The following is a 16,329-nucleotide window of genomic DNA, read 5'->3' as shown; positions in this document are numbered from 1 at the left end:
CGGCATGTCGATATCCATCACCACTCGGCGACGCTGCCGTCGATGTGCCGCCAGGCCGGGTTGTGCCAGTCGGGTGCCTTGCGGCTCTCGTGGATCACGCGCTCCTCGTCGATTTCGACGCCCAGCCCCGGCTTGGGCAGCGGCGCCATGAAACTGTCCTCGATGGCGAAGTCGTCCTTGTTGAGCACGTAGTCCAGGACCTCGCCGCCGCGGTTGTAGTGAATGCCGATGCTCTGCTCCTGGATGAACGCGTTCCAGCTCACCAGGTCCACCTGCAGGCAGGCGGCCAGCGCGACCGGCCCGAGCGGGCAGTGCGGGGCGAGCGCCACGTCGTAGGCCTCGGCCATCGCAGCGATCTTGTGGCACTCGGTGATGCCGCCGGCGTGCGACAGGTCGGGCTGCAGGATGGCCAGCCCGCCGGCCTCGAGCACGCGCTTGAATTCGAAGCGCGAATACATGCGCTCACCGGCCGCCAGCGGGATATGGCTCTTGGCGGCCAGCCTGGGGTAGTGCTCGGCCTGCTCGGCCAGCACCGGCTCCTCGACGAACAGCGGACGGTAGGGTTCGAGCTCGCGCAGCAATGTCGCTGCCATCGGCACGCTGACGCGGCCATGGAAGTCGAGGCCGAAGTCGATCCAGGCGCCGAATTCGGCGCGGATATCGGCGACGCGGGCCACCGCGGCATCGATGGCGCGGTGGCTGTCGACGATCGCCAGCTCTTCGCAGCCGTTCAGCTTGAACGTGTCGAAACCCCGTTCCAGGCGTGCCCGGATGTCGCGGATGACGTCCGCCGGCCGATCGCCGCCGACCCAGCTATAGACCTTCACCCGGTCGCGCACCCTGCCGCCGAGCAGCTCGTGGACCGGCACGCCGAGCGCCTTGCCCTTGATGTCCCACAGCGCCTGGTCGATGCCGGCGATCGCGCTCATCAGGATCGGGCCGCCGCGATAGAAGTGGCCGCGGTACATGGTCTGCCACAGGTCGTTGATGCGCATCGGGTCCCGGCCGACCAGCGTGTCGGCGAACTCGTGCACGGCCGCCTCGACGGTGCGGGCCCGCCCCTCGATGACGGGCTCGCCCCAGCCGACGATGCCCTCGTCGGTCTCGACCTTCAGGAACATCCAGCGCGGCGCGACGCGGTAGGTGGACAGCCGGGTGATCTTCATGCGGCGGGTTCCGATCGTTGTGCCCGTAGAAAGGCATCGATGAAGGCGCGTGCCCGGGCCGCGGTCTGCGCGGCGCCCTGGCCCGGCTGGTAGAGATCGCTGCCGAGGCCGGCCCCCGTGCAGCCTGCCCGCAGATACTCGGCCAGGTTGGCCGGCGTGATGCCGCCGACCGCGAGCAGCGGCACCGGCGGCAGCACCGCGCGCAGCGCTTTCACGTGGCCCGGTCCGTAGCTGGCGGCCGGAAACAGCTTCAGCGCCTGGGCACCGGCCTCGAGCGCGGCGAAGGCTTCGGAGGCCGTGGCGAAGCCCGCCGCGACGTGCAGGCCGCGGCCTACCGCGTGCGCGATCAGCGCCGGCCGCGTGTTCGGGGTGACGGCCAGTTGCCCGCCGGCTTCGACGAGCGCATCGACGTCGTCCTCGTGCAGCACCGTGCCGCCGCCGATCAGGGCCTGCGCACCGCAATGGGCGGCGACAGCGGCGACGCTGGCCTGCCAACCGGGCGAATTCAGCGGAATCTCGATCGTGTCGAAGCCGGCATCGACCAGGGCCTGCGCATGGGTAATCGCTTCGTGCAGGTGGATGCCGCGCAGGATCGCGACCAGCGGGAGTCGGGTAGGCCAGTTCATGCGTGCTCGAAACCTTCCACGCCAGATAGTTCGTTGAAATGTAGCAAAACGAAGCGGTAGAGGAGGGTTAATTTTTGTTTTCGGAAGATTTATGAGATTTAGAAACATTAATTTTAGAAATATGAAAAGTAAAGGAATTGATTTCGAAAGTTTCGCCGCGAACGTTCAAGACTGCGCAGACTCGCCGGACCTGCTGCGGCGGCCATAGGTCGTGGCCGCATACCCGCCTGCTGCCAGGTATCTCGCGCCGGCGCGCATCGCCACGCCGTGATGCGCGCCGACGACGTCGCCGGTTGGCGCGACATGCGCGCCACGATCGTTTTTTCAGACCCGGGCGGAGGTCCGCCCGCGCAGGCAGGGCGGCACCGGGGCCGGTCGCTTTGATGTGCTCATCATTTGCGCAACAGTCGAAATATGGGATTGCCTGAATTTGACAGCGCCCGGCGTGGCCGGAAGAATTCGGCCCATTACAAGATTCCAAATCCCCGAGCCCGTCATGAACCAGCCCGTCGCCCCGCACGCCCTCACTTTCCACAAGCCGCTCAAGCCGCACGCCGAGGTGGCGCGCTGGAGCCAGGACGAAGTCGAGGCGCTGTTCGCGCTGCCGTTCAACGACCTGCTGTTCCGCGCCCAGACCGTGCACCGCGAGCACTTCGACCCGAGCCGGGTGCAGCTGTCGACGCTGCTGTCGGTCAAGACCGGCGGCTGCCCCGAGGATTGCGGCTATTGCCCGCAGTCGGTGCGCTACGACACCGGCGTGACCAGCCAGGAACTGATGCCGCTCGAGGAGGTGCTGGCCGCCGCCGAGGCCGCCCGCGCCGCCGGCGCCTCGCGCTTCTGCATGGGCGCCGCCTGGCGCGGCCCCAAGCAGCGCGATCTGGACCAGGTCAAGCAGATGATCGCCGGCGTGAAGGCGCTCGGGCTCGAGACCTGCGCCACGCTCGGCATGCTCAAGGAAGGCATGGCCGGCCAGCTCAAGGACGCCGGCCTCGACTACTACAACCATAACCTCGACACCGCGCCGGAGAAGTACGACGACATCGTCGGCACGCGCGGCTACGACGACCGGCTCGACACGCTGCGCCAGGTGCGCGAGGCCGGCGTCAACGTCTGCTGCGGCGGCATCGTCGGCATGGGCGAGAGCCGCGAGGAGCGCGCCGGCCTGTTGGTCCAGCTGGCCAATCTCGATCCGCAGCCCGAATCGGTGCCGATCAACAACCTGGTCAAGGTCGAGGGCACGCCGCTGGCCGACGTCGAGGGCATCGACTGGAGCGAGTTCGTCCGCACCATCGCGGTGGCGCGCATCGTGGCGCCGAAGAGCTTCGTGCGGCTGTCGGCCGGCCGCCAGCAGATGCCCGAGGCGGTGCAGGCGCTGTGCTTCCTGGCCGGCGCCAACTCGATCTTCTACGGCGACAAGCTGTTGACCACCGGCAATCCGGAAGCCGACCGCGACCGCGCGCTGTTCGACAAGCTCGACATCCGGCCGCTGTAGGTCGCTCTCCCCGGCGGCCGCTCCGGCCGCCAGGCAGCGAAGGCCCGCGCAGGAAGAGGCGGGATCGCCAGGCGATCCACCTCCATCCTGCGCGGGCCTTCGCGCCTTGTTCCGCCCGGCTTTTCCACATCGCGCGGCCGCGCCGTGCCTCGATCGTAGCCGCCGAGCTATGCGCTGTGCATATTTGGCACCTGCTTTGCGCCAGACTCGCCTAAGATACGCGCAGCGCCGCGCGGCACACCGCGCGGCCGGACGATCCGCCTGGGCCGCGGCCTGCCTGCCGCTGCCCCGAGTGGGTCCAGACAGATAACTGGTATCAATTTCGGAGAATCTCGATGAGCAATGAGCAGACGCCCGCGGGCGGCAATCCCTATTCGTCCCCGTTCGCGACCCTCGACAAGGACCCGGTCCATGCCGACGGCACGCTGGTGCCGGAGGGCAAGTCGATCGACGTCGGCCAGGCGGTGTCCTGGTTCGGTCGCGGTTTCGAGCTGTTCAAGCGTTCGCCCGGCATCTGGGTGGTCAGCGTGATCATCCTGTTCCTGATCATGGTCGTGATCGGCCTGGTGCCCTTCCTCGGCAACCTGGCGACCAGCCTCTTGTACCCGGTGTTCGGCGGCGGCCTGATGATCGGCTGCCACGCGGTGGCCAGCGATGAGGATCTCGAGATCGAACACCTGTTCGCCGGCTTCAAGGACAAGTTCGGCCCGCTGCTGATGGTCGGCGTGTTCTACCTGATCGGCATGATCGGCATCGTGGTGGTGGCCGGCATCCTCGGCGTGGCGGTGGTCGGCAGCGCCGGCATGGGCGCGCTGCTCGGCGGCAACCAGGCCGGCGCGGTGTTCGGCGCCGGGCTGGGTTTCGGCCTCTTGCTGGTAGTGCTGGTCGCGGTCGCGCTGTCGATCCCGCTGGCGATGGCGCTGTGGTTCGCGCCGGCCCTGGTGGTGTTCCACGGCCTGACCCCGGTCGAAGCGATGAAGTCCAGCTTCCGCGGCTGCCTGAAGAACATCGTGCCCTTCCTGGTCTACGGCATCGTCTACTTCGTGCTGGCCATCGTCGCCTCCATCCCCTGTTCCTCGGCTGGCTGGTGCTGGTCCCGGTGGTGATCGCCTCGATCTACGCCGGCTACCGCGACATCTACCTGGCCTGATCCGGCCGCTTTCGTGCTGCGCTGCGGCACGATATGACGTAGTACCGGTATTATTCCTACGTCGCCAAACCGCCGCCCCGAGGGGCGGCGGTTTGCTTTCGGGCCGGCGCCGCAGCGGTCCGCCCTGCGCGCCGGGCGCTGCCACACTAGGGTTCCCCCGGGTTGACCGCGGAATTTTCGAGCGCCCGGTTGACCGCGTCGGTGCACTCCGTCACAAATGTTTGAACGCAGTCCAGCATCGCGTAGTTCCGGTACCTCGGCTACCCAATGTCATATTGCGTCGCACAAAACAATCCGGCTCCCAAGCGGGCCAACAACGGAGTGAAGACCGATGAAATCCAATAGCGACACGAGCCGCTGGGCTCGGCTGCGCCCGCGCATCCGCGCGGCGGCCGCGGCGGCCATGGCCGGCCTGCTGCTCGCCGCCTGCGGCGGTGGCGACAGCGGTGGCGGCGGTGGCGGCACCCCGCCCGCCAGCGATCTCAAGGCCGGTTTCCTGCGCGTGCACCTGTGGCGCAAGGACGGCGTCTACAAGGACTGGGGCGTCTATGCCTGGTCCGGTCCCAAGGTGCCGTCCACCGGCTGGCCCGGCAACCGTTTCCTGTTCGACAAGAACGACGGCTACGGCGGCTACACCGATATCGAGATCGATCCGGCCAAGGCCAAGATGGACTTCTTGGTCAGCGTGCCGACCGCTGATGGCAAGGACGCAATCAAGAACTGCGGCAAGGACCAGGCCGTCACCTTCGCTGCCGACATCGCTAGCCGCGGTCAGCAGATCTGGCTCAAGGAAGGCGACTGCGACAACATCTACACAACGGAGCCGGACAAGAGCTTGTCGAGTCTCAGCTCGGCCAAAGCCTATTGGTTAGCGGCCGACACGTTGGCTTGGCGCGGTGCTGCTGCGAATGCTACCTACAAGCTGCATTACGCCGCTGCCGGCGGCATGAAAATCGGCACCAGTGGTGTTACTGGCGCCGACGGCTCGGTCGACCTGAGCCTCACCTCGGGCCTGTCGGACGCGGTCAAGGCGCGCTTCCCGCAGCTCGCGAGCGCCACCGCGCTCAAGCTGCCGGCCGGCGTCAACGCCAAGTCGCTGCTCAAGGGCCAGCTGGTGATCAGCCAGACGCTGAACGGCCAGGTGGTCGACGGTACCCAGGTGCAGACCGCCGGCGTGCTCGACGACCTCTACGCCGCCAGCGCCGACGCCGTCGTGCTCGGCAGCCCGGTCGAGGCCGGCAAGCCGGTGTTCCGGCTGTGGGCGCCGACCGCGCAGTCGGTCGAGCTGCTGGTCTACGACGGCCCGAGCGGCGCCGAGAGCAGCACGCTGGCGCTGACCGAGGACGCCGCCAGCGGCGTGTGGAGCGCCGCCGGCCAGGCCGGCTGGATCAACGCCAAGTACTACCAGTACCGCGTCAAGGTGTTCACCCGCGCCAGCAACAAGGTCGAGACCAACCTGGTCACCGACCCGTACTCGCTGGGCCTGGCCGCCAACAGCACGCGCACGCTGGTGACCGACCTCGCCGCCGCGGCCGCCAAGCCGGCCGGCTGGGACGCGCACGCGGTGCCGGCGCTGGCCGCGCCCGAGGACATCTCGATCTACGAGCTGCACCTGCGCGACTTCTCGGCCACCGACGCCACCGTGCCGGCCGGCCATCGCGGCAAGTTCCTGGCCTTCACCGACGGCGCCAGCAACGGCATGAGCCATCTGAAGGCCTTGCAGACCGCCGGGCTGACCCACGTGCACTGGCTGCCGGTGAACGACATCTCGACCATCCCCGAGCGCGCCGCCGAGCAGCAGGCGCCGACCATCGACGGCTCGGCCGCCGGTGACGCCGAAAGCCAGCAGGCCGCGGTCGCCGCGGTGCGCGACCAGGATGCCTTCAACTGGGGCTACGACCCGCTGCACTACAGCGTGCCCGAGGGCAGCTACGCCACCGATCCGGACGGCCTGGTGCGCACGGTGGAGATGCGCTCGGCGGTGAAATCGCTGCACGAGGCGGGCCTGCGGGTGGTGATGGACGTGGTCTACAACCACACGCCGGCTTCGGGCCAGGACCCGAAATCGGTGCTCGACCGCATCGTGCCCGGCTACTACCAGCGGCTCGACGACGCCGGTAACGTGGCCAACTCGACCTGCTGCTCCAACACCGCGACCGAGAACGCGATGATGGCCAAGCTGATGATCGACTCGGTGTCGATGTGGGCCAGCCAGTACCGTGTCGACGCCTTCCGCTTCGACCTGATGGGCCACCAGCCGCTGGCGGTGATGCAGCGCCTGCAGACCGCGGTCAACGCCGCGGCCGGCCGCGAGATCTACCTGTACGGCGAGGGCTGGAACTTCGGCGAGGTGCAGAACGACGCGCGCTTCAAGCAGGCCACCCAGCTGAACCTGGCCGGCAGCGGCATCGGCTCGTTCAGCGACCGCCTGCGCGATGCCGCGCGCGGCGGCAGCGCCTTCGACGGCGGCGACGCGCTGGTGAAGAACCAGGGCTTCGTCAACGGCCAGTGCGTCGACAAGAACGACGGCAGCGCCTGCTCGGCCGACGAGCGCACGGCGGCCTTCAAGGCGCAGGACCTGATCCGCCTCGGCTTGGCTGGCAACCTGAAGGACTACGTGCTGACCGACTACAGCGGCGCCAGCAAGAAGGGCAGCCAGATCGACTACAACGGCCAGCCGGCGGGCTACACCGCCGATCCGCAGGAGCTGATCAGCTACGTCAGCAAGCACGACAACCAGACGCTGTTCGACATCGGCCAGTACCGGCTGCCGCACGGCACCAGCACCGCCGACCGCGCTCGCGCGCAGGTGGTCGGGCTGAGCCTGGTGGCGCTGGGGCAGGGCGTGCCGTTCTTCCATGCCGGCGACGACCTGCTGCGCTCCAAGTCGCTCGATCGCGATTCCTACAACTCGGGCGACTGGTTCAACCGGATCGACTGGAGCGGGATGAGCAACAACTGGGCGGTCGGCCTGCCGCTGCAGGACAAGAACGGCGACAACTGGGCGGTGATGAAGCCGCTGCTGGCCGACGCCGCGCTCAAGCCGGCGGCGGGCGACATCGCGGCCAGCCGCAGCGGCTTCCAGGATCTGTTGAAGATCCGCAAGAGCACGCCGCTGTTCCGCCTGCGCACCGCGGCCGACGTCATCGCGCGGGTCGGCTTCCCCGACGCGGGCACCGGCCAGGCGCCGGGGCTGATCGTGATGAAGCTCGACGGCAACGGCTACGCCGGCGGCGTCTACAAGACGGTGGTGGTGCTGTTCAACGCCGACAAGGTCGCCCATACGGCCAGCGTGGCCGGTGCCGGCGGCAAGGCCTTCGCGCTGCATCCGGTGCAGCTGGCCGGTTCGGACGCGGTGGTGAAGACCGCGGCGTACAACTCGGGGGCCGGCAGCTTCAGCGTGCCGGCGCGGACCACGGCGGTGTTCGTGGAGCCTTGAGCCGGCAGTGGGTCGCGGAGCCAGTCGCGGCCGTGGTTTTAGCCCCTCTCCCCCGGGAGAGGGGTTGGGGTGAGGGAGCGACGGTTCAGGATGAAATGCAGTGCATCGCATGCTCCACGGCCGCTCCCTCACCCCGGCCCTCTCCCGGGGGAGAGGGAGTTGCAGTGCAGCCCGGCCCGATGTTCATGGCTGATCCGTTCCTGCATTCATTCCCGCATTTTCGATCGAAGACTTGCGAATCCTTGAAAGGAGGCCATCACCGGATCGCCGCATACCGCACGACCCCATCAGCAGCCCAGCAACACACAAAAAGCATATTACGGAGTGACGACATGACCCTGAAGCACACGCCGAGCGCCTGCGCGCTCGCCCTCTCGCTCGCCCTGGCGGCCCAGCCCGGCCTCGCCGCCACCGAACAGTCCAAGGCCAGCACGGCCATCCTGTTCCAGGGCTTCCACTGGAATTCGGCCGCCGCCGGCGGCTGGTACGGCACGCTGCAAGGCCGCGCCGCCGATCTGAAGGACCTCGGCATCACCCACGTCTGGTTCCCGCCGCCGTCCGACGCCGCCTCGACCGAGGGCTACCTGCCGCGCCAGCTGAACAAGCTCGATTCGAGCTACGGCAGCGAAGCCCAACTGACCGCCGCGATCTCGGCGCTGAGCGCGCAGGGCATCCAGAGCGTGGCCGACGTGGTGATCAACCATCGCGTCGGCAGCACCAACTGGGCCGATTTCACCAACCCGACCTGGGGCTGCCAGGCGGTGACCAGCGGCGACGAGTGGAGCGGCCGCTGCGGCAACGCCGACTCGGGCGACGGCTATGCCGCCGCGCGCGACCTCGACCACAGCCAGGCCACGGTGCAGAACGACATCAAGACCTGGCTGTCGTCGCGCCTCTACGGCGTCGGCTTCCGCGGCATCCGCTTCGACTATTCGAAGGGCTATGCGCCGAGCTACGCCGGCCTCTACCACGATGCGATGAACCCCGGCTTCTGCGTCGGCGAGATCTGGACCAACCTCGACTTCAACAACGTCGACGCCCACCGCCAGCTGCTGATGAACTACGTCGACGGCACCGGCGGCAAGTGCGCGGCCTTCGACTTCACCACCAAGGGCCTGCTCAACCAGGCGCTCTCCGCCAACGAATACGGCCGGCTGCGCGACGGCAGCGGCAAGCCGGCCGGCGGCATCGGCTGGTGGGCGCAGAAGATGGTGACCTTCGTCGACAACCACGACACCGGCCCGTCGCAGAGCTGCGGCGTGGGCCAGAACCACTGGCCGGTGCCGTGCGGCAAGGTGATGCAGGGCTATGCCTACGTGCTGACCCATCCGGGCGTGCCGAGCGTCTACTACCCGCACGTCTACGACTGGAGCCTGCGCGCGCCGATCAAGGCGCTGATCGACGTGCGCCGCGAGCAGGGCCTGACCTCGACCTCGGCGGTGGCGATCCAGCGCGCCGAGAACGGCCTCTACGCCGCCATCGTCGACGGCAAGGTGGCGATGAAGATCGGCCCGACCGACTGGAACCCGGGCAGCGGCTGGACCCTGCGCACCTCGGGCGACCAGTACGCGGTCTGGACCAAGAATGCCGGCGGCGGCTGCAGCACGGTGCCGGTCACGTTCAGCATCGCCAACGCGGCGACCACCTCGGGCCAGAACCTCTACGTGGTCGGCAACCAGACCGCGCTGGGCAACTGGACGCCGGCCAGCGGCTTCGCGCTGACCATCCAGGGCTCGGGCGCCAACGCCACCTGGAGCGGCAGCGCCAACCTGCCGCCGTCGACCGCGATCCAGTACAAGTTCGTCAAGTGGAACGGCAGCACGGCCGTGTGGGAGAGCAACCAGGCCACCGCCAGCGGCAACCGCGAGGCGACCACGGCGGCCTGCGGTTCCAGCAGCACGCTGAACGGCGGCAACTTCAAGTTCTGAACGGCGCTGGCGGGCCTGGCGCCCTCCGGTTCCTGCCAACCGGTTCTGCATCTTGGCCCTGCGGCGGTTTCCGTCGCGGGGTTTTTTCTTGGCGCTGATGACTGCCTCGGCCTTATCCGTCGCATGCGGGAGGCCACGAGGCTTCGAATTGAACTGCGGCGTGCGGCCGTTCCCTTCTCCCGTGCACGGGAGAAGGTGGCCCGGAGGGCCGGATGAGGGCTGTGGTTTGATGAACCAGGCCTCACAGGCTGTGTTCTTCGTAGAACCAATCCTTACCCTACGCAGGGCGCCCCCAACCCCTCTCCCGCGCGCGGGAGAGGGGCTACCTGCACTTGGCGCTGCGTGATGCTCAGACCTTGCCCGGTGGCTTCGGCGGCCGGTCCACGCCGAACAGCTCCTCGACGCTTTCCTCGACCGAATTGATCGCATCGTCGCCGACCTCCTCGAGCGTGTCGGTGACGCCGTCGTTCTTGTCCGGCTGCACGGGCACGTGCGGCGGCAGGCCGGTCGGCCGGGCGGGATCGGGGCGGGTGGGGTCGGTCATGATGGCGCTCCTCGTCGGGCGGGCGGCGGACGGCCGTCCTCTCCCTGTGCGAGTGCCGATGCGGCGGCCGGGTTCCGCGACGGGCTCAGCGGCCGCGGCCGGGATGCGGCCCGCCGGCGCCGTCGGACCCGAGCCGGAAGCGCAGCAGCAGGCCGCGCAGGTCTTCGGCCCGCGCCGTCAGCTGCTGCGCGATCGAGGCCAGCTCCTCGGAGGCGGCGGCGTTCTGCTGCGCGCCCTGCGACAGCTGTTCGAGCGCGACCCGGGTCTCGCCCAGGCTGTTGCGCTGCTCGCGGGTGTCCTCGGCGATGCTGCGGATCAGGCCGGCGGTCTCGTGGCTCTCCGGCACCAGGCGCGCCAGCACCTGGCCGGCATGGGTGGCATGGGCCACGCTTTCCTCGGCCAGGCCGCCGATCTCGTGCGCCGCGCGCTGGCTGTGCTCGGCCAGCCGGCGCACCTCGCCGGCCACCACCGCGAAGCCCTTGCCGGCCTGGCCGGCGCGGGCCGCCTCGATGGTGGCGTTGAGCGCCAGCATATTGGTCTGGTAGGCGATCTCGTCGATCGCGTGGACGTGGTCGGCGATCGCGCGGATCGCCTGGGTGGTTTCGCGCACCGCCTCGCCGCTGGTCTGGGCCACCTCGGCGGTGTGCTGGCCGAAGCGCGCGGCGCGCTGGGCCTGATCGTCGCTGTGCTCGGCCGAGGCGCCGATCTGGGCCACCGCCGAGCCGGTCTCTTCCAGGCTGGCGGCCTGCTCGACGGTGGCGCTGCCGACCGCCGAAGCGGCCGCGCCGACCTGGCTGGCCGCCCCGGCCACCTGGTCGGCCGCCCCGCGGATTTCCTGCAGCAGGTCGGCCAGCGAGGTCTGCATGTCCTGCATCGCGCCCAGCAGGCTGTGGCCCAGGCGCTGGCCGGGCCGGCCCACCGGCCGGCTCAGGTCGCCGCCGGCGATCGCGTGCGCCACCGCCACCGCGTAGGCCGGTTCGCCGCCGAGCAGCCGCATCAGCCAGCGGCCGATCCAGACCAGCAGCGCGACGGCGGCCACGGCGCCCGCGAGCGCCGTCGCCAGGTAGCCGCGCCAAGCCTCGCCGGCTTCGCGCGCGATGACCTGGCGGGTGCGCGACTGCGAGGCGTCGTAGCGCCGCTCCTCGGCCGCCACCTGCTGGATGAAGGCCTGCGTCAGCGCGCGGTCGACGCCGGCGACGCGCGCATCGAGCGCCTGGCCGGCCTGCGCGTCGCCCGGCGTCACCGCCGCCAGCGCCGCGCGGTAGGCCTGTTCGACCCGCGCCTGCTCGTCGAGCAGTTGCTGCAGCGGCGCGGTGGCGCGGCCGTCGCGCTGCCACTGCCCGAGCAGGCCGCCCAAGAGGCTGCGCACCTGGCCGCCCTCGAGGTCGAGCTGGCGGCGATAGCGGGCGAAGGCGGCCGGATCGTGGCCGCGCAGCAGGATGTTCTTCCACTCCTGCACCTGGATCTTGAAATGGACGTGGGCATTCTCGAGCAGCAGCAACTGCTCGGTCTCGCGCTGCGCGCGCGCCAGGCTGGCGTCGACCCGCTCGGCCAGTTGGCGGATCTGCCAGGTGGCGAGCAGGACCAGGCCGAACGACAGCGCCGCGACGCAGAGTCCGGCCAGCAACAGGCGGCGGCGCAGGGAAGGGGTTTGCATGGCTCGCTCGGCGTCGGGGTTTGGCTGCTTCAGTCTGGCAAACCACCGGGTCAAGGCAAGGCGGCCGGACAGCAGGCATCCGCCATGCCTAGCCGTTGAGCCCGCATAGGGTGGGCTGACGTTGCCCGTACCTTCGATCGGCACCGGGTATCCAGCCGTAGGAGCGGCTTTGGCCGCCTAGGGCGGAGGCTCGACCATTCGCGGCTAAAGCCGCTCCTACGGCCAAACGCGATTGACTGACCGGTATTGACCAGGTCGCTTGGCGTTCAGGGCGCGATATGGATCGCGCCCGATTCCTTCACTTCCTCCATCACCGCGTAGGTATGCGTCTCGCGCACGCCCGGCAGGCTCAGCAGGGTATGGCCGAGGAAGTCGCGATAGGCCTTCATGTCGCGCACCCGTGCCTTGACCAGGTAGTCGAAGCCGCCGGCCACCATGTGGCATTCCTGCACCTCGCTGCGGTCGAGCACGGCAAGCTTGAAGCGTTCGAATACATCGGCCGTGGTGCGGTCGAGCAGCACTTCGACGAACACCAGCAGGCCGGCGTCGAGCTTCTCCGGATTGAGCCGCGCGCCGTAGCCGAGGATGTAGCCGTCGCGCGTCAGCCGCTTGACCCGCTCGAGGCAGGCGGTCGGCGACAGGCCGATTCGCCGGGCAAGGTCTACATTGGCTATGCGGCCGTCTTCCTGCAGCTCGCGCAGGATCTTGCGGTCGATTCGGTCTATCGTGTCGTTCACTGGATGAAGATGCGGTCGATTTCGGATGGGCCGGATTTTATCCCGTTACGGGGGTTCAAAACAGCAGCACATTCGGCAGCGAGGCCGGTAGGATTCGCCCCGTTCCAGCAACCGTCTACCGGCGGCTGCGGCAGGGCGGGGCCGCCACAAGCGCCACGCCAGCCGCAGATGCGGGAACGCGCGGCAGGCGCCCTGGCGCCGGCTGTTCCAGAGCCCGCCACCCGTGATCCGGGGGCGGGTATTTCTTAGGTAGGTACAGATGACCACACCGCTCTACCCCGATCTCCCGACCAGCCTGCCGAGCTTCGCCGCGATCCGCGACAACCTGTTCCGCGACGAGGCCGAGGCGGTCAACGCGCTGCTGCCGCAGGCGCGGCTGGGCGACGCGGCCGAGAAGGCCGTCCACGTCCGCGCGCTGTCGCTGGCGCAGGGCGTGCGCCAGGCCGCCGGCAAGAATCACTTCGAAGCCTTCCTGCAGAGCTACGGCCTCGGCACCGAGGAAGGCCTGGCGCTGATGGCGCTGGCCGAAGCGCTCTTGCGCATCCCCGATACCGACTGCCAGGACCGGCTGATCCGCGACCTGCTGGAGAACAAGGACTGGCGCCGCTCGCAGGCCGCCACCTGGCTGGTCAGCGCCGCCAGCCGCGCGCTCTTGTTCACCGACGGCTGGATCGAGGCCAGCGAAGGCCGCCACTGGTTCGACCGCCTGCTGCGCAAGATGGGCGAGCCGGTGCTGCGTACCGCCATGAAGGCCGGCATGAAGGTGATGGCCAACAACTTCGTGGTCGGCGAGACCATCGAGCAGGCGCTGGACAACGCCGACAAGCGCTGGCGCTACTCCTACGACATGCTGGGCGAGGCGGCGCTGACCAATAGCGACGCCGAGGCTTACTTCGCCGCCTACCACGAGGCGATCGCCGCGCTGGGCCGCCGCACCGACAACAACACCGGCTTCGCCCGCCAGTCGATCTCGGTCAAGCTGTCCGCCATCCACCCGCGCTATGAATTCGGCCAGATCGACCGCGTGCAGAGCGAGCTGTACGGCCGCCTGCTCGACCTGGCCCAGGCCGCTGCCAAGGCGGACCTGGTGTTCAGCATCGACGCCGAGGAGAGCGAGCGGCTCGAGATCTCGCTGTGGCTGTACGAGCGCCTGCTGCGCGAGCCGAGCCTGAAGGACTGGCGCGGCCTCGGGCTGGTGGTGCAGGCCTACCAGAAGCGCGCGCCGTTCGTGCTCGACTGGCTGGCCGACCTGGCCCGCGACACCGGCCGCGTGCTGCCGATCCGCCTGGTCAAGGGCGCCTACTGGGACAGCGAGATCAAGCGCGCCCAGCAGAACGGCCTGGCCGGCTACCCGGTCTACACCCGCAAGGCGCATACCGACATCGCCTACATGGCCTGCGCGCGCAAGATGATCGACTACGGCGCCGGCGTGTTCTATCCGCAGTTCGCCAGCCACAACGCCCAGACGCTGGCCTGGCTGGTCGAGGCCACCAAGCACACCGACAAGCAGTTCGAGATCCAGCGCCTGCACGGCATGGGCGAGACGCTGCACGCGCTGATCAACCAGCGCGAAGGCATTGCCAGCCGCGTCTACGCGCCGGTCGGCCGCTTCCATGCGCTGCTGCCCTACCTGGTGCGGCGCCTGCTGGAAAACGGCGCCAATTCGTCCTTCGTCCACCAACTGGCCGATACCCGCGTGCCGCTCGAAGCGATCGCCGACAACCCGGCCGAACGCATCGCCCGCCAACCCGTCACCCCCGGCGTGATCGCCCCGAGCGAAGTGTTCGCGCCGCGCCGCAACAGCCAAGGATTCGCCATGACCGACACCCTCGTGCTCGACCCGCTGCGCCGCCAGCTCGAAGCGCTGGAAAGCCAGCAGTTCCACGCCGCCCCGATCGTCGGCGGCCAGCGCCGCAGCGGCACTGCCCAGCCGCGCACCAGCCCGATCGATTCGCGTCGCCAGCTCGGCACCCTGGTCGCCAGCGATGCCGCCGCGATCGAGGCCGCGCTGAACCTGGCCGACGCCGCCCAGGACGGCTGGGCCGACCGCCGCGCCGAAGACCGCGCCGCGCTGCTGGACAAGGCCGCCGACCTGCTCGAGGCACGCCAGGCCGAATTCCTCTGGCTGCTGAGCCGCGAAGCCGGCAAGACGCTGCCCGATGCGCTGGGCGAATTGCGCGAGGCGGTCGACTACTGCCGCTTCTACGCCCACGAGGCGCGCCGCCTGATGGGCAGCCCGATCGCGCTGCCGGGCGTCACCGGCGAATCGAACGAGCTGCGCCTGACCGGCCGAGGCCCCTTCGTCGCCATCGCGCCGTGGAATTTCCCGCTGGCCATCTTCCTGGGCCAGATCACCGCCGCGCTGGCCGCCGGCAACACCGTGATCGCCAAGCCCTCGCGCCGCACCCCGCTGATCGGCATGCGCGCCATCGAGGCGCTGCTCGAAGCCGGCATCCCCGGCGACGTGCTGCACTACCTGCCGGGCGAATCGGGCGGCCTGTCGGACAAGCTCTTGGGCGACGGCCGGGTGGCCGGCGTGGCCTTCACCGGCTCGACCGGCGCGGCCTGGAAGATCAACCGCACGCTGGCCGCGCGCGATTCGAGCATCGCCAGCCTGATCGCCGAGACCGGCGGCCTCAACGCCATGATCGCCGACAGCTCGGCCCACGTTGAGCAACTGATCATCGACGTGCTGATGAGCGCCTTCAACTCGGCCGGCCAGCGCTGCTCGGCGCTGCGCATCCTGCTGGTGCAGGACGACATCGCCGACGCGGTGATCGAGCGCATCGGCCAGGCCATGAAGGAACTGCGGCTGGGCGACCCGCTGCAGCTGGCGACCGACGTCGGCCCGACCATCGACACGCTGTCGCAGCGCGACCTGCAGTCCTATTGCGACAAGCTGGCCCAGAGCGCGCGCCTGATCGGCACCACGCCGGTGCCGGCCGGCCTCGAGCACGGCTGCTTCTTCGCCCCGCACGCCTTCGAGGTTTCGCTCGACGCGCTGCCGACGACCGAGACCTTCGGTCCGGTGCTGCACATCGCCCGCTTCAAGAGCGACGGCCTGGAGGACGCGGTCCATCGCGTCAACAAGCTCGGCTTCGGCCTGACCATGGGCGTGCACACGCGGCTGGACAGCACGGTGGAGACGGTGCGCAAGCTGGCCAAGGTCGGCAACCTCTACGTCAACCGCAACCAGATCGGCGCCGTGGTGGGCTCGCAGCCATTCGGCGGCGAGGGCCTCTCCGGCACCGGCTTCAAGGCCGGCGGCCCGCACTACCTGCTGCGCTTCGCCTGCGAGCGCACGGTCACCATCAATACGGCGGCCGTGGGCGGCAATGTGAAGCTGATGGCAGGAGGGGAAGCCGAACGCGCCTGAAGTACCCAAGCAGCACTACATATAAGAAATGGAAAACCCGCCGTATGGCGGGTTTTTTCATGCGGGCAGGGGCATTGATGACAATCAATTGGTGGGCGCGTCGAGGTTGAAATCTTCCTGCTCCTTGGATATCTTCGCGCGGCACTCAGAGGCGAGTGCAATTATGCTGATCGCATTGCCTGGTCGGCATACTTCAGGCCTGTTTGGCGCAATG

Annotated in this window: 10 protein-coding genes; 5 read left to right on the top strand and 5 right to left on the bottom strand. The window is 68.9% G+C overall.

Annotation, left to right across the window (positions count from 1 at the left end; all coding sequences use genetic code 11):
- Positions 1–17: 17 nt before the first annotated feature.
- Both dgoD and H9L41_RS17875 read right to left on the bottom strand, forming a co-directional pair.
- Complete coding sequence (dgoD, locus tag H9L41_RS17880) at positions 18–1,166, bottom strand: galactonate dehydratase (RefSeq protein WP_028445300.1); 1,149 nt, start codon at positions 1,164–1,166, stop codon at positions 18–20.
- A complete protein-coding gene (locus H9L41_RS17875; protein ID WP_028445299.1) occupies positions 1,163–1,792 on the bottom strand; it encodes a 2-dehydro-3-deoxy-6-phosphogalactonate aldolase in 630 nt (209 codons plus the stop codon). The genes dgoD and H9L41_RS17875 overlap by 4 nt, the downstream gene beginning before the upstream one ends.
- A 496-nt stretch (positions 1,793–2,288) precedes the next feature.
- Here H9L41_RS17875 and bioB point away from each other — a divergent pair, with 496 nt between their 5' ends.
- The 4 genes from bioB to H9L41_RS17855 all read left to right on the top strand — a co-directional run bounded on the left by bioB (position 2,289) and on the right by H9L41_RS17855 (position 9,801).
- A complete protein-coding gene (gene bioB, locus H9L41_RS17870; RefSeq protein WP_051318820.1) occupies positions 2,289–3,284 on the top strand; it encodes a biotin synthase BioB in 996 nt (331 codons plus the stop codon).
- A 335-nt stretch (positions 3,285–3,619) separates the two neighbouring features.
- A complete protein-coding gene (locus tag H9L41_RS17865) occupies positions 3,620–4,390 on the top strand; it encodes a BPSS1780 family membrane protein (RefSeq protein WP_187523519.1) in 771 nt (256 codons plus the stop codon).
- Between the two features lie 375 nt (positions 4,391–4,765).
- On the top strand, positions 4,766–7,873 hold the full coding sequence (gene pulA, locus H9L41_RS17860) for a pullulanase-type alpha-1,6-glucosidase (protein WP_051318818.1): 3,108 nt from the start codon (positions 4,766–4,768) through the stop codon (positions 7,871–7,873).
- Between the two features lie 332 nt (positions 7,874–8,205).
- Entirely contained in the window at positions 8,206–9,801 is a 1,596-nt protein-coding gene (locus H9L41_RS17855; protein WP_084299966.1) for a carbohydrate-binding module family 20 domain-containing protein, read from the top strand.
- A gap of 349 nt (positions 9,802–10,150) precedes the next feature.
- Here H9L41_RS17855 and H9L41_RS17850 read toward each other — a convergent pair whose 3' ends face one another.
- The 3 genes from H9L41_RS17850 to H9L41_RS17840 form a co-directional block, all read right to left on the bottom strand.
- Positions 10,151–10,345, bottom strand: coding sequence for a hypothetical protein (locus tag H9L41_RS17850; RefSeq protein WP_028445296.1), 195 nt, complete (start codon positions 10,343–10,345; stop codon positions 10,151–10,153).
- Positions 10,346–10,430: 85 nt separating this feature from the next.
- A complete protein-coding gene (locus H9L41_RS17845; protein ID WP_051318817.1) occupies positions 10,431–12,002 on the bottom strand; it encodes a methyl-accepting chemotaxis protein in 1,572 nt (523 codons plus the stop codon).
- A gap of 266 nt (positions 12,003–12,268) precedes the next feature.
- Positions 12,269–12,739 (bottom strand): Lrp/AsnC ligand binding domain-containing protein, encoded by a 471-nt coding sequence (locus tag H9L41_RS17840; protein ID WP_028445295.1) that lies wholly within the window; start codon positions 12,737–12,739, stop codon positions 12,269–12,271.
- A 259-nt stretch (positions 12,740–12,998) separates the two neighbouring features.
- Between H9L41_RS17840 and putA the strand changes: the two genes are divergently transcribed.
- Positions 12,999–16,115: a bifunctional proline dehydrogenase/L-glutamate gamma-semialdehyde dehydrogenase PutA gene (gene putA, locus H9L41_RS17835; RefSeq protein ID WP_028445294.1), complete on the top strand. Its 3,117-nt coding sequence runs from the start codon at positions 12,999–13,001 to the stop codon at positions 16,113–16,115.
- Positions 16,116–16,329 lie beyond the last annotated feature (214 nt).

It is taken from the genome of Chitinimonas koreensis, from assembly GCF_014353015.1.
GTDB classification, from domain to species: domain Bacteria; phylum Pseudomonadota; class Gammaproteobacteria; order Burkholderiales; family Chitinimonadaceae; genus Chitinimonas; species Chitinimonas koreensis.
The sequence above is the reverse complement of the archived record's forward strand: the minus strand, read 5'-3'. Positions and strand labels throughout refer to the sequence as shown.